Below are 16,532 nucleotides of genomic sequence, written 5' to 3' on the forward strand. Positions count from 1 at the left end.
CCGCCTACCTGCTGATCAGCAGCTTCCCGAGGCCCGAATGGCCAACACGGCGCAGAGTGAAACCAGTTCGCATCGGATGCGATACGCGCCGGTTCCGAGATACGGGTCAAAGGGGCAACGGCATGGATAGCTGCCGTGGGGACGAGTTTATGACGGTTCCTGTGAGCCCTCGCCGTATTTCAGGGGGAAACCCGTGCTGCTCTGCCAACGGCAGAACAGCGGCCGGACCGGGCTCGACGATCACTACAGTCCAGTCTCATGACGACGATTACGACGCGTACAGTCGAGTACCCGGCCGACGATCTGACGATGATCGGGCACCTCGCGCTCCCGGCCGGTGTCGACCGCCGGCCTGCAGTGCTGCTCGGACCAGAGGGCACGGGGCTCAGCGACGTCGAGCGCCGCCGGGCCGATGCTCTCGCCGAGCTGGGATACATAGCGCTGGCCTTCGACCTCCACGGCGGGCGCTATTTGAGCGACCCCGAGGAGATGCTGGCCCGTTGCATGCCACTGCTCGCTGATCCCGACCGGATGCGGAGCATCGGCCATGCGGCGCTCGACGTGTTGCGCACCGAACCGCGGACCGACCCCGACCGGATCGCCGCCGTCGGCTACGGCACCGGGGGCGCTGTTGGGCTGGAACTCGGGCGCGACGGCGTCAACCTGCGCGCGATCGGGACAGTCAACGCGCTGACCACGGGCCGACCGGGCGAGGCAGCGCGCATTCGCTGCCCGGTGTGGGCCGGGGTCGGGTCGGAAGACCCGATCATGCCGCCCGCGCAACGGAACGCGTTCACCGCTGAGATGCAGGCCGCGGGCGTCGACTGGCGCCTCGCGGTCTACGGCGGCGCCTTGCACGCCTTCCACCACCCGCCGGTCGACCACCCCACGGTCCCCGGCGTCGGCTACCACCCACGGCACGCGCAGCGAGCCTGGCGCGACGTCGTCGACCTGCTCGCCGAGTGCCTGCCCGTGACGGAGGATCTGGGGGCATGACCCAGGCAAACATGCTGGCCCCAGGCTTGGTCGGCGTCATGCACTGACCCGGCCGAGCGCGAGGCGGTCCTGAACGACGCGATGGACGGCATCGTCGCGTCCATCGCGATGCCACTCCCGTCGGACCTGTGACGCCTCAAGCAGCGTGGACGGGTTCGGCAGATCGGGGCAGGGATGCGTTGGGCTGGACGGCGGGCCGGGTGAGTCTGCGGGTCATGAGCGTGATCGAGGCGAGGGTGAGCATAGTCTCGGAGTGCTCAGGGCGGGTCTCGTAGTCGCGCACGTTCCGACGCGCATGCGATAACCAAGCCAGTGACCTCTCCACCACCCAACACCTCGGCAGGATCACGAAGCCCTTGGCGCCCTTGGGCCTGCTCACAGTCTTGATCGTGAGGTGGAGGAAGGACTTGGCCCAGGCCACGAGGGTGCCCGCGTAGGCCAAGTCTGCCCAGACGATGGTGATTTCAGGGTGCATCAGCCGGAGCCGGAAGAGGGCTTCACGGGCGGCGACGCTGTCGTGAATGTCGGCCGGAGTGACCATCACAAACAGCGGGAGCCCTTTGAGGTCCACGATTATGTGCCTCTTCCGGCCCGGCGTCTTTTTCCGGCGTCGTATCCGGACGTGGAGCGCGGGACGGTGGCCGCGACCTTGACGGACTGGGAGTCGACCACCGCCGCCACCGGGTTCGGTGACGTGCCCATCGTGCGACGGATCCGGCGTCGCAGCTGGTCACGTATGAGGTTGAAGACACCCGCGGCAGACGAGCGGACGAAGAAGCCGAACACCGTCTTGAAGGGCGGGTAATCCTGCGGCAGCGCGGCCCATTTGCAGCCGGTGTCGACAGATAGCGCAGGGCGTCGACGATCTCCCGACGTGGGTGGGCCTCCGGCCTGCCGCCGCTGGAGGTCTGGCAGGCCGGCACCGGCAACAACGGCTCGACCAGGGCCCATTCGAGGTCCGTCGTGTCCGAGGGATACCGTCGCCGGCGCATGACGTTCGCCTCCCGCTTTCCTTAGACCGTGTCCTACACGGTCTAAAGGGCAGTACCCCTCACACAGTAGGACGCCCGCACTCACCGGCGGGCGGTGCGCGCTTCCTGCCGTACGGAGCCGGGACAGGCGGTGGTGGGCGCCCTACGGGCGGCAGCAACGGGTTGTCGTTGCGTGCCACGCCCTCATCCACGGGGATACGAAGGTGACGGCGAAGCGACTCCACCAGCCTGAAGACCCTATTGGTGAACCAGAATCGGCGGCACCCCGGCCCGAGCACCGTACGTGACTCATGCCTCCGGAGGGCGGTACTCCCTCCCCAGTTCCGTCCAGGTCACCAGCTCCAACATCGACTCCTGGTCGGTGATCAGCGGCCTCAGGCGGTCGAACACATCCGGGGCCACCCGACCGCACATGGAGCGCCGGCAGGAGAGCATGACGATCAGCGCGCCCAAAGGAATCTCGACACCCGTTACGGCTCGGTAGAAGAGGGCTCGCGCATCCGCCGACGCTGCTGCATCGCGTTTCGCTTCGGTCCAACCGTGCTGACAGACGATCTCCTCCGTGGACTCCCGCCCACGACCAGCACGAGTACCCCGAGGACCGATCACACCAGCCCTTTGACCTGGGACTTCAAGTTGACGGCAACTCAAGGGCCAGTCAGCCCCGCTCGGCCATACAGTTCAGCTTCGATCGCAGCCCTTCGATCTTGGACATGTCGGGTGCTCAGCCCGCCCACAGCGGCCACCTGCCCGGCACGCATCGCATGGCTGGTGTTGGCGAGCACCTCCATCAGGTCCTGGTAGGAGCTCGGCAGCACCGACGCGGTCAGGCCTGGCCTCCACGACGGCACCGTCAGTACCCCGATCGGCGAGCCCTGGCCGACCTGGACGTCCCGGCTGGTGGCTCGGTCGGCTGAACCGGCTTCTGCGTTCCAGCCTCGCCGAGGATCTCGGTGGCCGTCTCCCGGGTGATCTCCAGCCGGGAGAGCATCAACTCCTCGCGCTCCAACGGCTCGCACAACTCCGTGATCTGCTGCCGCAGTTCCTCGAACAACGAGCCATTGCCGCCCCAGAGGTCGTGACGACACCGTAGGAGACACCGCCAGAACCGCGGCCACGAGTTCAGGCTCCCAACTCAGCCAGTCCTCAAGGGAGAACAGCACCCAAAGGAGGTGGTGGCGAGGGCAATGTCCGTACCCGAGCCTGACGCTGAAGTGCGGGCTTCCTCCGTCCTCCTCAGCGGACGGCACATCTTCTCCGAAACCCCCGATTCCGGCCTGCCTGGACCGGTACGGTCTCCATTCAACTGATGGTATGAAACGGGCGAGGAAGGACAGGCGCATGCTTCCCGAGGTCTTGGTGGCTTTAGCCGCGTCCGGCGGTACCGCAGTGGTGCAGGCCGCCGGGACGGAGGCGTGGGGCCAGTTGAGCGGGCGGGTGGCTCAGTGGCTCGGGCGAGGACACGCCAGGGCGGAGGAGGCCGAGCTGGAGCGGCTGAACGGGACTGCGGGCGAACTGCGTACGGCGAACGGGTCGGCGCAGGTGAAAGCCGCCCAGGAGTCCTTGTGGCGGGATCGTATCGCCGAGGCGTTCGAAGGTCTGCAGAGCGATGAACAGGAGCGGGCGGCAGCGGAGTTGCAGCATCTGCTCGCCCCGTACACGGTCCCCCACGCACAGACGCACGGCGCGGGAGTCGTCGTGAATCAGGACGTCACCATACGGGCCGACAACCAGTCGATCGCGGCGAACACGCTGTTCGGGGGCGCGCACATCGGCCTCCCTACGACGCCGGATCCCTCCCGTGGCTGACGGGACCGGCGCCCACCGGTCCTGACCCCGCGCGGTCCGGGCCCTTCGCGGACCTCGGGGACCAAGCGGGGGGCGTGCGCGCGCAGGCCGGTGCCGGGGGCATCGCGATCGGCACGTATCACGCCATGCCTTACGGCGGTGTGCCGGCCTTTCCCCAGCAGCGGACGGAGCGTCCGTACCAGATCGGGGCCATTCCTCGGAAGGCGAACTGCTATCAACGCCGGACCGCCATTGAGGCGTTGAACCAGGAGTCGGCCACCGGTCATGCCGCGGGCACACATGTGCTGACCGGGACGGCCGGGGTCGGCAAAACCCAACTCGCCGCCTTGTACGTGCGCGACGCGTGGCAGTCGGGTCATCTGGACCTGCTGCTGTGGATCAACGCCAACACCCGGGCCGGTGTCGTCACCGTGTACGCACAGGCCGCCTCGGAGCTGCTCGGCACGGATTCCGGCAGCCCGGAGCAGGCCGCCGTCATCTTCCTGGCCTGGCTGGAGCACAAGGCGCGGGCGCAGCCATGCCGTTGGCTCATCGTGCTGGACGACGTCTCCGACCCGGGCGATCTGCGGCACCTGTGGCCCCCGGACAGTCCGTACGGCCGTACGGTGATCACCACCCGGCGCCGGGACGCGGCGCTGAGCGGCGGCGGCGGCGGCCGACGTCTGGTGCCCGTCGGCCTGTTCGAACCCGAGGAGGCCGTCGCCTATCTGTCCAGCAGCCTGTCCGACCACGGCAGCACCGAGTCCAAGGACACGCTCGCGGACCTTGCGAAGGATCTCGGATACCTCCCCCTGGCCCTCTCCCAAGGCGTGGCATTCATGCTGGACGCCGGACTGGACGCGACGGCCTATCGCGAACTCCTCGCCGACGGAGCCCGCAACCTCGCTGAACTCCTGCCCGAGCAGCGGACCCTGCCCGACGACCAGGACGCCCCCATGGCCGCCGCCTGGGCCCTGTCGATCGACCACGCCAACGGTCTCCGCCCCGCGGGGCTGGCCCGGCCCATGCTCCAACTGGCCGCCATGCTTGACGCAAACGGCATCCCCACCGAGGTCCTGACCGACGGCCCAGCCCTCGACCACCTGTCAACCTCGGTACGGGGGCGGCACCGGCGGGGGCAGCAAGGGGAGTACACGGACGAGCAGGCGGTCGGCGCCCTGCGCGCCCTCCATCGTCTGAACCTGATCGACCACACGCCGGGCGCTTCCCCTCAAGGCGTGCGCGTCCACCAGCTCATACAGCGCACGGTCCGTGACGCGCTGGCCCCGGCCGAGTACGAGCGGCTGGTCCGGGCCGCCGCCAACGCTCTGACCGCCATATGGCCGGACATCGAGCGCGACACCGGTTTCGCCCAGGCCCTGCGGGCCAACACCACCGCGCTGATACGGCACGGGCAGGACGCCCTGCACCGGCCGCACCCGCATCCCGTGCTGCACCGCATCGGCCGGAGTCTCGGCAAGACGGGCCAAGTCAGCGCGGCCCGCGACTACTTCGAGGACTTCGCCCGCACGCTGCGGCGGTACTGCGGCCCAGACCACCTCGACACGCTGCTTGCGCGGGGCGGTCATGCCCGCTGGCGGGGCGAGGCGGGCGACGCCTCCGGCGCCGCGGACGAGACCGCCGACCTGCTCGGGGACGTCCTGCGGGTCCTCGGCCCTGATCACTCCCACACCCTCACCACACTCACCACACTCAGCAACCTCGCCCGGTGGCGGGGCGAGGCAGGTGATCCCGAAGGGGCCGCCGCGGCGACGGCCGACCTGCTCCGGGACCGGACGCGGATCCTGGGCCCGAACCATGAGCTGACCCTCTCCACACGCAGCAACCTCCAGTACTGGCGCGGCCGGACGGGCGACCCGGCCGACGCTGCCGTGGCGACCGGTGAACTGCTGGAGGACATGCTGCGGATCCTGGGCCCAGACCATCCCTACACGCTCACCGCGCGCAGCCACCTCGCTCACGTACGCGGCCGTGCAGGCGACCACAAGGCCGCCGCGTCGGCGACCGCAGAACTCCTTGAGGATCAGGAAAAGATCCTGGGCCCCGACCACCCGGACACCCTCACCACCCGCCACGAACTCGCTCGCTGGCAAGGAGAGGCCGGGGACGCCTTGGGCGCCGCCAACTCCCTGACCACGCTGCTGAAGGACCGCTCCCGCGTCCTCGGCCCCGACCACCCGCGCACCCTCGCCACACGCAGCAACCTCGCCTGCTGGCGGAGCGAGGCCGGAGACCGCGCGGGCGCGGTCTCCCTCACCGAGGAACTCCTGCACGACATGTTGCGGGTCCTGGGCCCCCACCACCCCTACACCCGCATCGCCCAGGCCAACCTGGCCCGCTGGCGCGAACAGCCGGAGGACGACGGAACGCCCATCCCCTACTGACCCGACGTTCACTCAGGATGGTCGAGTAGGCATTGTCAGGTGGGCGCGGCCCCATCCAGGGGGAAGCCTGTTGATCAGACTCCGAGTTGGTAGTGGTGCTGGTCGGGGTAGGTGCGCTGGTGCTCGCCGGTGTGGTGGTAGGTGAGGTCGCCGTCGAAGAAACGGCGCCGGGCGCCGGCGGACATGGTTCACGTGCTGTGGTTCACCTGCCGCGTGAGTGCGGCCGGGTCGAGCCGCGGAGATCCAGCTCATCCGGCCCCGTTCGTCGGTCAGGGCGAGGACGTGCAGGCCGTGGCGGTGGTGTTTGCCGGAGTAGTTCGGCCGGTTCGCCGTCCCGGTGCGGCGCTGGGTAGGGATCAGGGTGCCGTCGATCCGGATGGTGGCGGAGACGTCGTTGCCGCCGGCCACGTCGGCCAGGCGCTGATCGTGCCGCAGCACGGCCAGAACGATGGTCGTGCTCCTCCCCGCCGGCAGTGCCCGCCACCTGGACCGTATCGACTTCAGGCGGCCTCGCAGCAGATCGGCGAGGTAGTTCACAGTGCGCGTGGACAGCGGCAGGCGGCACTGGTGGACCAGGGACACGGTGTCCCCGGCATACTTATTGGTTTTCGTCACACAATTCCAACAACCGCCGGGGGCACCTTGGTTACGCCCTGCCGTGCGGGCCGGTCACGGGCGGACGGTGAACTTCCCGTCGGGCCGTTTGTGCAGCCAGCCGCGGTCGGCCAGCTTCCCGCGCAGCGGCTCCAGCTTGCCCCGCACCCCGGTGTCCACGCCCAGCGCCTCGCCGATCTGCCGGGTCCAGCACGAGCACCCCGAACGACCCTCACGCCACCACCCTGATCAGCTACTTCAAGATGGCGCAGCTTCAATGAAGCTCGACGGCCACAGGACGGTCATGTGGCGTACAGCCGAGAACGTGCGTCTTCAAGCGCGTTCCGGGCGGGATGTGACGGCCACGTGGATGGACATCGCGCTGCCCGGGACGGAGTTGCCGCACGGTGTGGTCCTGAACGGCGTTATGTGACCTGTGGGGGTGTCTCGGCCCCCAGCTGTCTCAGCCGGCGCAGCTCCCATAGACGAAGCGGGACGGGCGTCGCGGCCACGTGCCGCAGCCGCCGCTCAAAGGTGGCCGTCGAGGAACTTCCGTACCTCGGTGATGGTCATAGGCCCCGTGCCGTGCGCCACCGCCTCTCCCTCCTTCAGCAGGACGTAGGACGGGGCTCCGGTGATCCCGTATCGCTCGGTCGCGGCCGGACAACGCGTGATGTCGGCGCGGACGGCCGTCAGGCGGCCCGTGTAGTCGTCGGCGATGCCACCCACGACGAGGTCCATCACCCGGCAGGGCTCGATTGCCTTGGGCCATGTCCCGGTGAAGTACGCGAGGACCGGAACTGCGCTCATCCCGAGGATGAAATCGAACTCCGCGTCCTCACGGGGTCGGTGAACCCGCTGCGCCATGGAAACTCCTGACCTCACGTTCCGTCATTCCATCCCCATCATCTCTCGCGCGGTGTGCCTGGCCGGCCCGGTCGGTCGTCCGGTTGGCCTGTCGGAAGGGAGGCACGGGGTCGTCGCGGAACCACGGTGGTCCCCGGCGCGAGCGGCCCGGCCCCCGGCCCCTGGTGACCCCCGCCGGTCACCCAGCTGCAGCCCGCCGCGCGCCCGTGGGTCAGCTCGTGCCGGGACAGTACCCTGCACGACGAGAGGAAAGCTGTTTTCAGCGCATAGCGGCCCAATCGCCGACCAGGTGCCCGATGAGCGCGTCGACGGGCGGCCCGGTGCGCATCGTCCACCGGATCCGATTCCTGGACCGCTCGCGGACGCGGTCGTGGACGGTCGAAGTACGCGTCAGCTGACCCGAAGACCGACCGCCAGTGTCAGTTCTAGGACCCGGTGTGGCGATGCGAGATCCGGAAACAGCTGCCGCAGCTGCGACATCCGGTACCGGACCGTCTGGGGATGGACGAACAACGCCGCCGCCACCTCGTCCCGTCTGCCCTGGTGCAGCAGCCACGCCCGCAACGTCTCCTCCAGCCGCCGTGCGGTCGCGACAGGCAAGGTTCGCAACGGTGCGAGGGCTCGGGCCCTCAGGTCTGCGAACGCGTCCATGTCGGCGCTCAGCACCAGCTCGGGCAGGTGGTTCTCGGTGTCGCGGATATCGGAGGAGAGGGAGCGGGCGCGTAGGGCTCGTGCGTAAGAGGCGGACGCACGAACCCATGGCCGGGCCGGGCCGACCACGGCGGTGCGGTCGGTCAGCTGCCGCAGGAGATGTGATCGGTCGGCATCGGGGACGAGCAGCACACCGGTGGCGTCCGGCAGATCGTCGAGGACGAGGGTGCCCGGGTCGAGCGCGCGGTAGGCAGGCCGGGCCTGGGCGGCGGGCAGCAGGACCGCGGTCAGCGACCCCGGAGGCTGCCAGCCGGCCCGTTGAGCAGAGGCCAGCAGCGCGTCCGGGCTCGCGTCGGCGAGGAGGTCGCGGGCCAGGTGTTCCAGGTGGCGCTCGTGGGCCCTGCCCCGGGCGGCCAGTTCGTCGGCGTGGCCCGCGGCGCTCGCGGCGGAGAGCTCGTCGATGTAGGCGAAGGTCAGCTCGGCGAACTTGGCGACCTCGGCGGCGGGCAGACCTGCGGGTACGGCACCCGCTGCCAGGCATCGCCAGGCCACGCGGGCGCCGACGCGGTAGGCGCTGAGCAGGGCGTCCATCGAACGGCCGTCGCGCACCTCGCCGCGGCCCAGCTCGTAGGCTGCGTCACCGGCGTCGCCGCCTGTGGCGTTCCCGCTCGCGAGGTCCAGGTAGTGCCCCAGGGCGGTGCGGACGGCTCGGCGGATGGTGCCGCCCATGGGGCCCGAAAGGGCGTTGGCGTAGGGAGGGACCTCGTCGATGATCGCCTGGACGACCTCGTCGGCGGTGGTCCTCAGCGCGGCCCGAAGTGCGGTGACCGTCGTCTCATCCAGGGCCAGTTCGCTGACCCTCCGGATTGCATGGCTCATGTTTTTGTTCCCTGCGAACAATTCATCCGACCAGATTTACGTCCTACGGTCAGGACTTTACGCCTTGAGGCGCAGCAAGCTGGAGTCATGACGAGTACAGCCCTCCGCAGCAGGGCGTGGAAACTGCTGGAGATGGTCACGACGCCGCTGCTGCCGTCGGACTACCTCGACCTGGTCAGCCCGCTGCGTGCGGGCGCTGACCTGCGTGGGCGCATCGAGGCCGTGCGCCCCGAGACGGGTGACGCCGCGACCATCGTGATCAGGCCGGGACGGGGCTGGCGCGGCCACACGGCCGGTCAGTACGTGCGGATCGGGGTCGACGTCGACGGGGTGCGCCTGTGGCGTGCCTACTCCCTCACCTCGCCGACAGACCGCCAGGACGGCCGCGTCACGATCACCGTGAAGGCGATCGAGGACGGCAAGGTCAGCAACCACCTGGTCCGAAGGGCGAAGCCGGGCACGCTGATCCAGCTCGACCAGGCGACCGGTGACTTCGTGCTGCCGCAGGCCAAGCCCGCCAAGGTGCTCTACCTGACGGCCGGCAGCGGCATCACGCCCGTGATGGGCATGCTGCGCGACACCGAGTTCGACGACGTCGTCATGGTCCACTGCGCGCCACAGCCGCAGGACGTGATCTTCCGCAACGAACTGCACGACCTGGTCGCGGACAAGAAGCTGCGGCTCACCGAGGTGCACACCGACACGGACGGCAAGCTCGACATCGCCCGTCTCGACGAACTCGTACCCGACTGGGCCGAGCGCGAGACTTGGGCCTGCGGGCCCCCGGGCCTGCTCGACGCCGCCGAAGAGCACTGGACCGAGCACGCCGTACAAGAGCGACTGCACACCGAACGCTTCCGCCCCAGCATCGTCGTCACCGGCGACGGCGGCGAGGTCACGTTCAGTACCACCGGCAAGACCGTCGACGCCGACGGCGCCACGCCGTTGCTGGACATCGGCGAGGAGGCCGGCGTGCTCATGCCCTCCGGGTGCCGCATGGGCATCTGCTTCGGCTGCGTCACCCCGCTCAGGGCGGGCGCCGTCCGCGACCTGCGCACCGGCGAGATCACCGAGGCCGAACCGGGCGTCCTCATCCAGACCTGCGTGTCCGCCGCGGCGGGCCCCTGCGACATCGAACGGTAGGAGCACCTTGACCGCCACCGACCCCACCGCCCACCTGACCGCGGAGCAGATCGAGGAACTCGGCCGCGAGCTGGACGCGATCCGCGACGAGGTGATCGCCGGCCGCGGCGAGAAAGACGCCGCCTACATCCGCAAGGTCATCTCGGCGCAGCGCAAGCTCGAGCTGGTCAGCAGGGGCGTACTGCTGTTCTCGATCTTCCCGCCCGCATGGCTGCTCGGCACCGCCGGTCTGTCCGTGGCGAAGATCATGGACAACATGGAGATCGGCCACAACATCCTGCACGGCCAGTGGGACTGGATGCGAGACCCGAAGATCCACTCCACCACCTGGGAGTGGGACCACGCCTCGCCGTCCGAGCAGTGGAAGCACTCGCACAACGAGCTGCACCACACGTACACCAACGTGATCGGCAAGGACAACGACCTCGGCTACGGCATCATGCGCGTCGACGAGGACCAGAGGTGGCACCCGTTCCACCTCGGCCAGCCGCTGTGGAACTTCATCAACGCCTGCTTCTTCGAGTACGGCATCGCAGCGTACGACCTGGAGCTCGCCAAGAACCTGCAAAAGCGCCGCCGCAACAACCCGGAGTTCCGCGCGCGGGCCAAGGCCGTGGGCCGCAAGATCCGCAAGCAGGTGCTCAAGGACTACGTGATCCACCCGCTGCTGTCGGGCCCGTCGTTCCTCACCACGCTCGCCGCCACGTTCACCGCGAACCTGGTACGCAACATCTGGACCCACTCGGTCATCATGTGCGGGCACTTCCCCGAGGGCGTGCAGGTCTTCGAGCGCCGGTCGATCAAGGGCGAGACGCGCGGCCAGTGGTACCTGCGCCAGATGATGGGCTCGGCGAACATCAGCGGCAGCAGGGCCATGCACTTCATGACCGGCAACCTGTCGCACCAGATCGAGCACCACCTGTTCCCGGACCTGCCGAGCAACCGGTACGCCGAGGTCGCGGTGAAGGTACGCGCACTGTTCGAAAAGTACGAGCTGGAGTACGTCACCGGGCCGCTGCCCAAGCAGGTGTTCTCCGCGTGGCACAAGGTCTTCCGGCTCTCACTGCCGAACAAGAAGCCCAAGGCCAAGACACCGGACCGCGACCAGGAACTCGTCGCGGCCTGATCCCCGGTATGGGTTCAGATCTTTCGGCCTTACCGGCGCCACCGCGGGTTCGGGCAGATCCGTTGCGGACGGTAGGCCGCCTCGACTATGGCCCTGATCGACGACGCACAGAGCGTGGTGCGCACGACGGGTGGCTTCACGGGGTGGCGAGAACGGGCCAGCCAGCTCGTAGTCGGCTTACGCCAAGCAGACCGCCCCTACATCGACCAAATTCGCCGGTCGTGGCTCGCGAGCGCTCCCCCGTGGGCGCCCACCGAGCAAGTCCTGGACCGTTTTTTCTTCTTTGCCGGGAAGACCGGTGTCATCACGGCGTACCGCCACAACCAGCAGGGGAACAAGTGTCCGGCATGGGCCAGGATGTGAACTCTCCTGAACCAGGCATCGAGCAGGCGGCCACCGGTCATCTGCTCGATCTCGTTCGCTCCTTCGTCACCACGCATGTGTCGTGGAAGCCGCTGTTCATCGGAGCGGTCATCACGGGTGACGACCGGATGCGTCTCTATTTCCGTTCACCTGAGCGGGACCGCACGTACGGGGTGGACGTGCTGATCAGCCATGCGGGGCCCGGCCTGCTCGGCGCTCTGATTTCCCCGGCATTCCTGGCGAACGAGCATCTGCATCAGCCCTCCGGCGATCCGCACTGCGATGTGATCGTGGATCTCACCGACTACTGACGGGCGGGACGTCACCCGCTTTCTCAACGCGTCGCGCAAGTCTGCGCGGGAGCCAGGCAAATCGTCTGTGGCTGCGTCTGGATGCGTATGAGCTTGGGCTTGTCGGCCGTTTCACCGGTTCGGCGGGGTGCGGTGCGGCTCGGGGCGGCCTGGGAGGTCGGGTGAATGAGAGGTCCCCGTAGCCGGAGTGCGCCGGACCGTGGTCCTGCGCCACACGTGGCCGGACAGCCCAGCCCGCTGAGGGCCTCTCGCCACAGTTGGCGCATTCCGCCGACTCGGGCGTGCGGAGTTCAGCCTGGAGGCGTTGAGGGCACATCCTCGCAACGCATGGGAACGGCCGCGCGACCGACTGGAGCCCGGGCAACAACTTTCCGAGTCCGGGCGACACTGGTTGCGTGATTGTCGAACGCGCGTATGCCCATCTCTCCTCGTACGACGAGGAAACCTGGCCCTGGTCGGTGCCCTGCGTCCGACAGCTGCTCGACGAAGGGCTGCGGTTCACCGCACCGGTGACCTTTCTCGTCGGTGAGAACGGCTCGGGGAAGTCGACCCTGGTCGAGGCGTTGGCCGAGGGGTTCGGCCTGGACTCCTACGGCGGCTCCCACGACTGGCGCTACGCTTCCCCGCGCGGCAAGTCGATCCTCGGCGAGCACATGAAATTCGACGCCGCCTCGGGGCGCGGGCGCCGTATGGTCACCAGCTGGTCGGCCCGCAAAGGCTTCTTCCTGCGTGCCGAGACCGCGCTGGACGCCCTGGGCAGGGAGGGGTTCTCGCCGGACCATGTCAGTCATGGTGAGGGCTTTCTCGCGGCGTTCCGCGGGAAGTTCCTTCACGCCGGGCTCTATGTCCTCGACGAGCCGGAGGCAGCGCTCTCCTTCTCTTCGTGCCTCGAACTGATCGGGCACATCGACCGGTTGGCCAAGGAAGGCGGCCAGGTAATCTGCGCCACACACTCCCCGTTGCTGACCGCACTGCCGGGCGCGGACATCATCGAGGTCGGTGAGCACGGCATGCGGAGGGCCGCCTGGCAGGAGCTCGGCGTGGTGGATCACTGGCGCCGCTATCTGGCCGACCCGCACACCTACCTGCGGCACATCGTCGAACCGTAGACGGTCTTCCTCAGCCCTCATCACATGGACGATGCAAGACACCCGGCTCCCGACGTTCACCAACAGGCATGCCGACTTGCCAACGGTGCTGTGTCGCCGTACTTCGCACACCATCGTGCTCCGCCCGCGAACAGGACTGCACCGTCACAGGGTTGTGACTGCCGCCTCCCCTTGGACAGGCGGCGCTCCACCGCAGAGATCAGCCACACATCGCGTGCCTGGAGAGAGCCTTCATCCTCCAGGCACGCGGATTCACGACCCGTCGTCCACTTTTCAGCCGTCGCCGGCAGAAGTGAGGGAACAACCCGTGCAAGTGGAGGGCGGTGCGGCGGCAGGTCGGCCACGCAGACCTGAAAAGCGGGCCCTCTGGCGGAGGCCCTTTCGCGGAGGAGACACCAAGGGCATCGCGTGCGCAGTGCCAACCGCGCTCGAGTGCCTCGGCGTGCAAGAAGTCAGCCCGCGGGGGTGTTGTAGTTGACGATCCCCTCGACCATGAGAGCGACCGCACCGGCCAACGGGTTGGTCGTTCCTGTGCCCACGACGTCGGGCAGCTTGTGTGCCTCGCTCTCGGTGACGGCCACCATGCCCCAGAACGCGTTGAAGCCCGAGGGATCCGTCGGCTTGTCGGTGGCCGCCCCCACGGTCAGAACGCCTTCCGTCTCAGCCACGGCCAACGCGCCCATCTGCCGGAGTGTGTCGTGATCCCGCTCCTCGGCGGCCACCACGCTCCAGCCCGCCACCTCCACCTGCCGTAAGGCGTCAAGGAGTTTGCCTGGCGTGTCCGCCCCTGAGACAACGATGTCAGGCAGGACGAGGGCCACCGGCCCCTGGGTCATCGGCAGAGCGGATCGGATCGCCCCGTCGAGACCAGGTCCGAACGACTCGTCCTGGTGGACGAAGACCATCTGGAAGGTGTCGGCGTAGCGGAGGAGATAACTCACGGTGTCCAGCTTGTGTGATCCGAACACGACGACCAGGCGCACCTTGAGTCCGCTCTTGGCGAGTTCGACGACGGCTTCCAGGCTGCGGTCCAGCACGGTGACTCCAGGAGCCAGACAGTGCAGCTCCTTCGGGTAGGGCGCCCCGAAACGTGTTCCGTATCCGGCGCAGGGCAGGATGACCGAGACATCAGGTACGGGTGTGGACGGACTCTGCATCGCGTGGCGCTCCGGTTGTGTGGACGATGGGGGATCTTGCACACCTCGCCAAGCACAGACTGCCCAGAGCCGGCCGACGCCGAACCTCCGGCCTCACGCGCACCGTAGCCACCGAGATGGCTGCTCCAGTAACTTCCTAGGGCCGAAGTCTGCTGCGGAACAGCCGAGTTGACCGACGCGACCAAGCGCGATGATGCGCGGCGCCCCTCCCCCGCCCTGGCCGACACGCGACCTGCACTGCCGCCGGTCATTCCCGACGACCAACGTGTCGCCGCCGTCGGCCACCACTCCGAGCCTGGGCGGAAACGACAGAAGCGCATGGACGACCCGACGAAAGAGGACGCTGAATGCGGGTGCTGTTGTCTACATACGGGACACGTGGCGATGTCGAACCGTTGGTGGCACTCGCGGTGCGGCTGCGGGCGCTCGGCGCGGAGGTGCGGATGTGCGCCCCGCCGGACGAGGAGTTCGCCGAGCGGCTCGCAGGTATCGGAGTGCGGCTGGTGCCGGTCGGGCCGCCGGTAAGGGAGTTGATGCGCGGGAAGACCCTGCCCTTGGCAAAGGACCTGGACCGCTACAGGAACGAGTTGGTCGAGACACAGTTCGACGCCTTCCCTGCGGCGTTCGACGGATGTGACGTGGTGGTGGCGGCAGGTCTGGGGCAGGTCGCCGCGCGATCCGTGGCCGAGGCCGCGGGTATCTCCTACGTGTACGTGAGCTATGCGGCGGTCCATCTGCCGTCGCCGCACCACGCGCCACCACCGCGGCCGGGCTGGCCGGAGCCCGAGGTCGCCGACAACCGGACGCTGTGGGAGTCGGACGCCCAGAACGTCAACGCGCAGTTCGGCGAGGCACTCAACAGCCACCGGGCAGCACTCGGTCTGCCGCTGGTGGACAACGTGCGCGATCACATCCTCACCGACCGTCCGTGGTTGGCGGCGGACCCGGTCCTGGGACCGTGGCGGGAGACCCCCGGGCTCGACGTCGCACAGACAGGCGCGTGGACCCTCGCGGACGAACGGCCCCTCCCCGCGGACCTGGCGAGGTTCCTGGACGGGGGCGCCCCACCGGTCTACGTCGGCTTCGGCAGCATGTCCCCGGCCGAAGGCGTCGGAGGCATGGCCGTCGAGGCGATCCGCGCACAGGGGCACCGCGTGCTCGTGTCCCGCGGGTGGGCGGATCTGGATCTCGTCGACGACGGGGACGACTGCTTCGCCATCGGCGAGACCAGCCATCAGACCCTGTTCGGCAAGGTGGCCGCTGTGGTCCACCACGGCGGCGCGGGTACGACGCTGACGGCGGCCCGTGCGGGCACGCCCCAGGTGGTGATACCTCTCCAGCTGTCGGACAACCCGTACTGGGCAGGCCGGGTGGCGGCACTGGACCTCGGTGCGGCCCTCGACGCTCCGACCACGACCGTCGAATCTCTGGGCATCGCGCTCAAGACCGCTCTGTCACCCGAGACCCGGGCGCGTGCGAAGTCCCTGGGCAGTCGGCTCCGCACCGACGGAGCGGAGGTGGCCGCACGCCGGTTGGTCGACGAGTCTCGGTGAACGACGTCGGCCCGCAGCGCTCGGGAGCGCTCGGACCGGTCCGAGCGCAGGGGCCCGGGCGGGGTGAACCCGTCCTGGGCTTCGGCAAGTGAGGACCGTGGCCCCGTGGTTGATCGTGCTGGGGCCGGCACCGCACTCTCGGTTGCTAGCGTTCGTGCTCATGGATGACGGCGTGTACGTAGGCAATGCGGGCAAGGACGCGACAGTGAACCGGGGATGGCTGCTCGGGCATTTCATGGAGCAGGGCGATCCCCGTCACAGTGACGCCGTCGAGGTGAAATGGGGTGTCCATCCACGCGGTGAGCAACGAGCGCAGTGGGTGCAGGGCGAGGTGCGGACGGCTCTGCTGGTTCTCATCACGGGACGCTTCCGTATGGAGTTCCCCGGCCGCAGCGTGCTGCTGGAGCAGCAGGGCGACTACGTCGTCTGGGGCCAGGGAGTGGATCACTCCTGGTTCGCCGAGGACGACTCCGTGGTCATGACCTTGCGATGGCCTTCTGTCTCCGGATACGCCGTTCCCGACGGGGAGAGCGCGGCACGACCGAAGTGAACCATTGACCCCGTGTGGTCCGCTATCTTCAGGCAAGCCCCTTAATGT

At 68.5% G+C, this 16,532-nt stretch carries 14 protein-coding genes and 2 pseudogenes; 9 read left to right on the forward strand and 7 right to left on the reverse strand.

Translation table 11 applies throughout. The features are described 5' to 3' along the window. Positions 1-258 precede the first annotated feature (258 nt). Positions 259-996, forward strand: coding sequence for a dienelactone hydrolase family protein (locus ACWDR4_RS28575; protein WP_450412962.1), 738 nt, complete (start codon positions 259-261; stop codon positions 994-996). Positions 997-1,132: 136 nt separating this feature from the next. Here the strand turns inward: ACWDR4_RS28575 and ACWDR4_RS28580 are convergent. From ACWDR4_RS28580 to ACWDR4_RS28590, 3 genes and pseudogenes are all read right to left on the reverse strand, one after another. Then, a pseudogene (locus ACWDR4_RS28580) lies at positions 1,133-1,988 on the reverse strand (IS5 family transposase). Between the two features lie 288 nt (positions 1,989-2,276). Next, positions 2,277-2,441, reverse strand: a complete 165-nt coding sequence (locus ACWDR4_RS28585; protein ID WP_450412963.1) for a hypothetical protein — start codon at positions 2,439-2,441, stop codon at positions 2,277-2,279. Between the two features lie 400 nt (positions 2,442-2,841). After that, positions 2,842-3,042 carry a hypothetical protein gene (locus ACWDR4_RS28590; protein WP_450412964.1) on the reverse strand — a complete coding sequence of 67 codons (201 nt, stop codon included), beginning with the start codon at positions 3,040-3,042 and terminating at the stop codon, positions 2,842-2,844. A gap of 287 nt (positions 3,043-3,329) precedes the next feature. On the opposite strand from ACWDR4_RS28590, the gene ACWDR4_RS28595 reads away from it, so the two are divergent. Both ACWDR4_RS28595 and ACWDR4_RS28600 read left to right on the forward strand, forming a co-directional pair. Continuing rightward, on the forward strand, positions 3,330-3,797 hold the full coding sequence (locus ACWDR4_RS28595) for a hypothetical protein (RefSeq protein WP_450412965.1): 468 nt from the start codon (positions 3,330-3,332) through the stop codon (positions 3,795-3,797). A gap of 74 nt (positions 3,798-3,871) precedes the next feature. Beyond that, a complete protein-coding gene (locus tag ACWDR4_RS28600) occupies positions 3,872-6,181 on the forward strand; it encodes a tetratricopeptide repeat protein (RefSeq protein ID WP_450412966.1) in 2,310 nt (769 codons plus the stop codon). 216 nt (positions 6,182-6,397) lie between these two features. On the opposite strand, the pseudogene ACWDR4_RS28605 reads toward ACWDR4_RS28600, so the two are convergent. The 3 genes and pseudogenes from ACWDR4_RS28605 to ACWDR4_RS28615 form a co-directional block, all read right to left on the reverse strand. Continuing rightward, positions 6,398-6,796: pseudogene (locus ACWDR4_RS28605) on the reverse strand (transposase family protein); the annotation flags it as partial. Positions 6,797-7,303: 507 nt separating this feature from the next. Further along, positions 7,304-7,642, reverse strand: coding sequence for a thioredoxin family protein (locus ACWDR4_RS28610; protein ID WP_450412967.1), 339 nt, complete (start codon positions 7,640-7,642; stop codon positions 7,304-7,306). A 390-nt stretch (positions 7,643-8,032) separates the two neighbouring features. Further along, the gene (locus ACWDR4_RS28615) at positions 8,033-9,172 is read right to left on the reverse strand and encodes a PucR family transcriptional regulator (protein ID WP_450412968.1); all 1,140 of its coding nucleotides are present in this window, start codon (positions 9,170-9,172) and stop codon (positions 8,033-8,035) included. A gap of 87 nt (positions 9,173-9,259) precedes the next feature. Here ACWDR4_RS28615 and ACWDR4_RS28620 point away from each other — a divergent pair, with 87 nt between their 5' ends. The 4 genes from ACWDR4_RS28620 to ACWDR4_RS28635 all read left to right on the forward strand — a co-directional run bounded on the left by ACWDR4_RS28620 (position 9,260) and on the right by ACWDR4_RS28635 (position 13,224). Then, the gene (locus ACWDR4_RS28620; protein WP_450412969.1) at positions 9,260-10,315 is read left to right on the forward strand and encodes a ferredoxin reductase; all 1,056 of its coding nucleotides are present in this window, start codon (positions 9,260-9,262) and stop codon (positions 10,313-10,315) included. A 7-nt stretch (positions 10,316-10,322) separates the two neighbouring features. Then, positions 10,323-11,441 (forward strand): fatty acid desaturase family protein, encoded by a 1,119-nt coding sequence (locus ACWDR4_RS28625; RefSeq protein WP_450412970.1) that lies wholly within the window; start codon positions 10,323-10,325, stop codon positions 11,439-11,441. A gap of 338 nt (positions 11,442-11,779) precedes the next feature. After that, on the forward strand, positions 11,780-12,115 hold the full coding sequence (locus tag ACWDR4_RS28630; protein WP_450412971.1) for a hypothetical protein: 336 nt from the start codon (positions 11,780-11,782) through the stop codon (positions 12,113-12,115). A 395-nt stretch (positions 12,116-12,510) separates the two neighbouring features. Beyond that, positions 12,511-13,224, forward strand: coding sequence for an AAA family ATPase (locus ACWDR4_RS28635; protein WP_450412972.1), 714 nt, complete (start codon positions 12,511-12,513; stop codon positions 13,222-13,224). 452 nt (positions 13,225-13,676) lie between these two features. On the opposite strand, the gene ACWDR4_RS28640 is transcribed toward ACWDR4_RS28635, so the two are convergent. Continuing rightward, positions 13,677-14,381 carry a hypothetical protein gene (locus ACWDR4_RS28640; protein WP_450412973.1) on the reverse strand — a complete coding sequence of 235 codons (705 nt, stop codon included), beginning with the start codon at positions 14,379-14,381 and terminating at the stop codon, positions 13,677-13,679. A 347-nt stretch (positions 14,382-14,728) separates the two neighbouring features. Here ACWDR4_RS28640 and ACWDR4_RS28645 point away from each other — a divergent pair, with 347 nt between their 5' ends. Next, positions 14,729-15,934 carry a glycosyltransferase gene (locus ACWDR4_RS28645; RefSeq protein ID WP_450412974.1) on the forward strand — a complete coding sequence of 402 codons (1,206 nt, stop codon included), beginning with the start codon at positions 14,729-14,731 and terminating at the stop codon, positions 15,932-15,934. Positions 15,935-16,094: 160 nt separating this feature from the next. Then, positions 16,095-16,484 carry a signal peptidase I gene (locus ACWDR4_RS28650; protein WP_450412975.1) on the forward strand — a complete coding sequence of 130 codons (390 nt, stop codon included), beginning with the start codon at positions 16,095-16,097 and terminating at the stop codon, positions 16,482-16,484. The last annotated feature ends 48 nt before the right edge of the window (positions 16,485-16,532 follow it).

Source organism: Streptomyces sp. NPDC000878 (assembly GCF_053599695.1).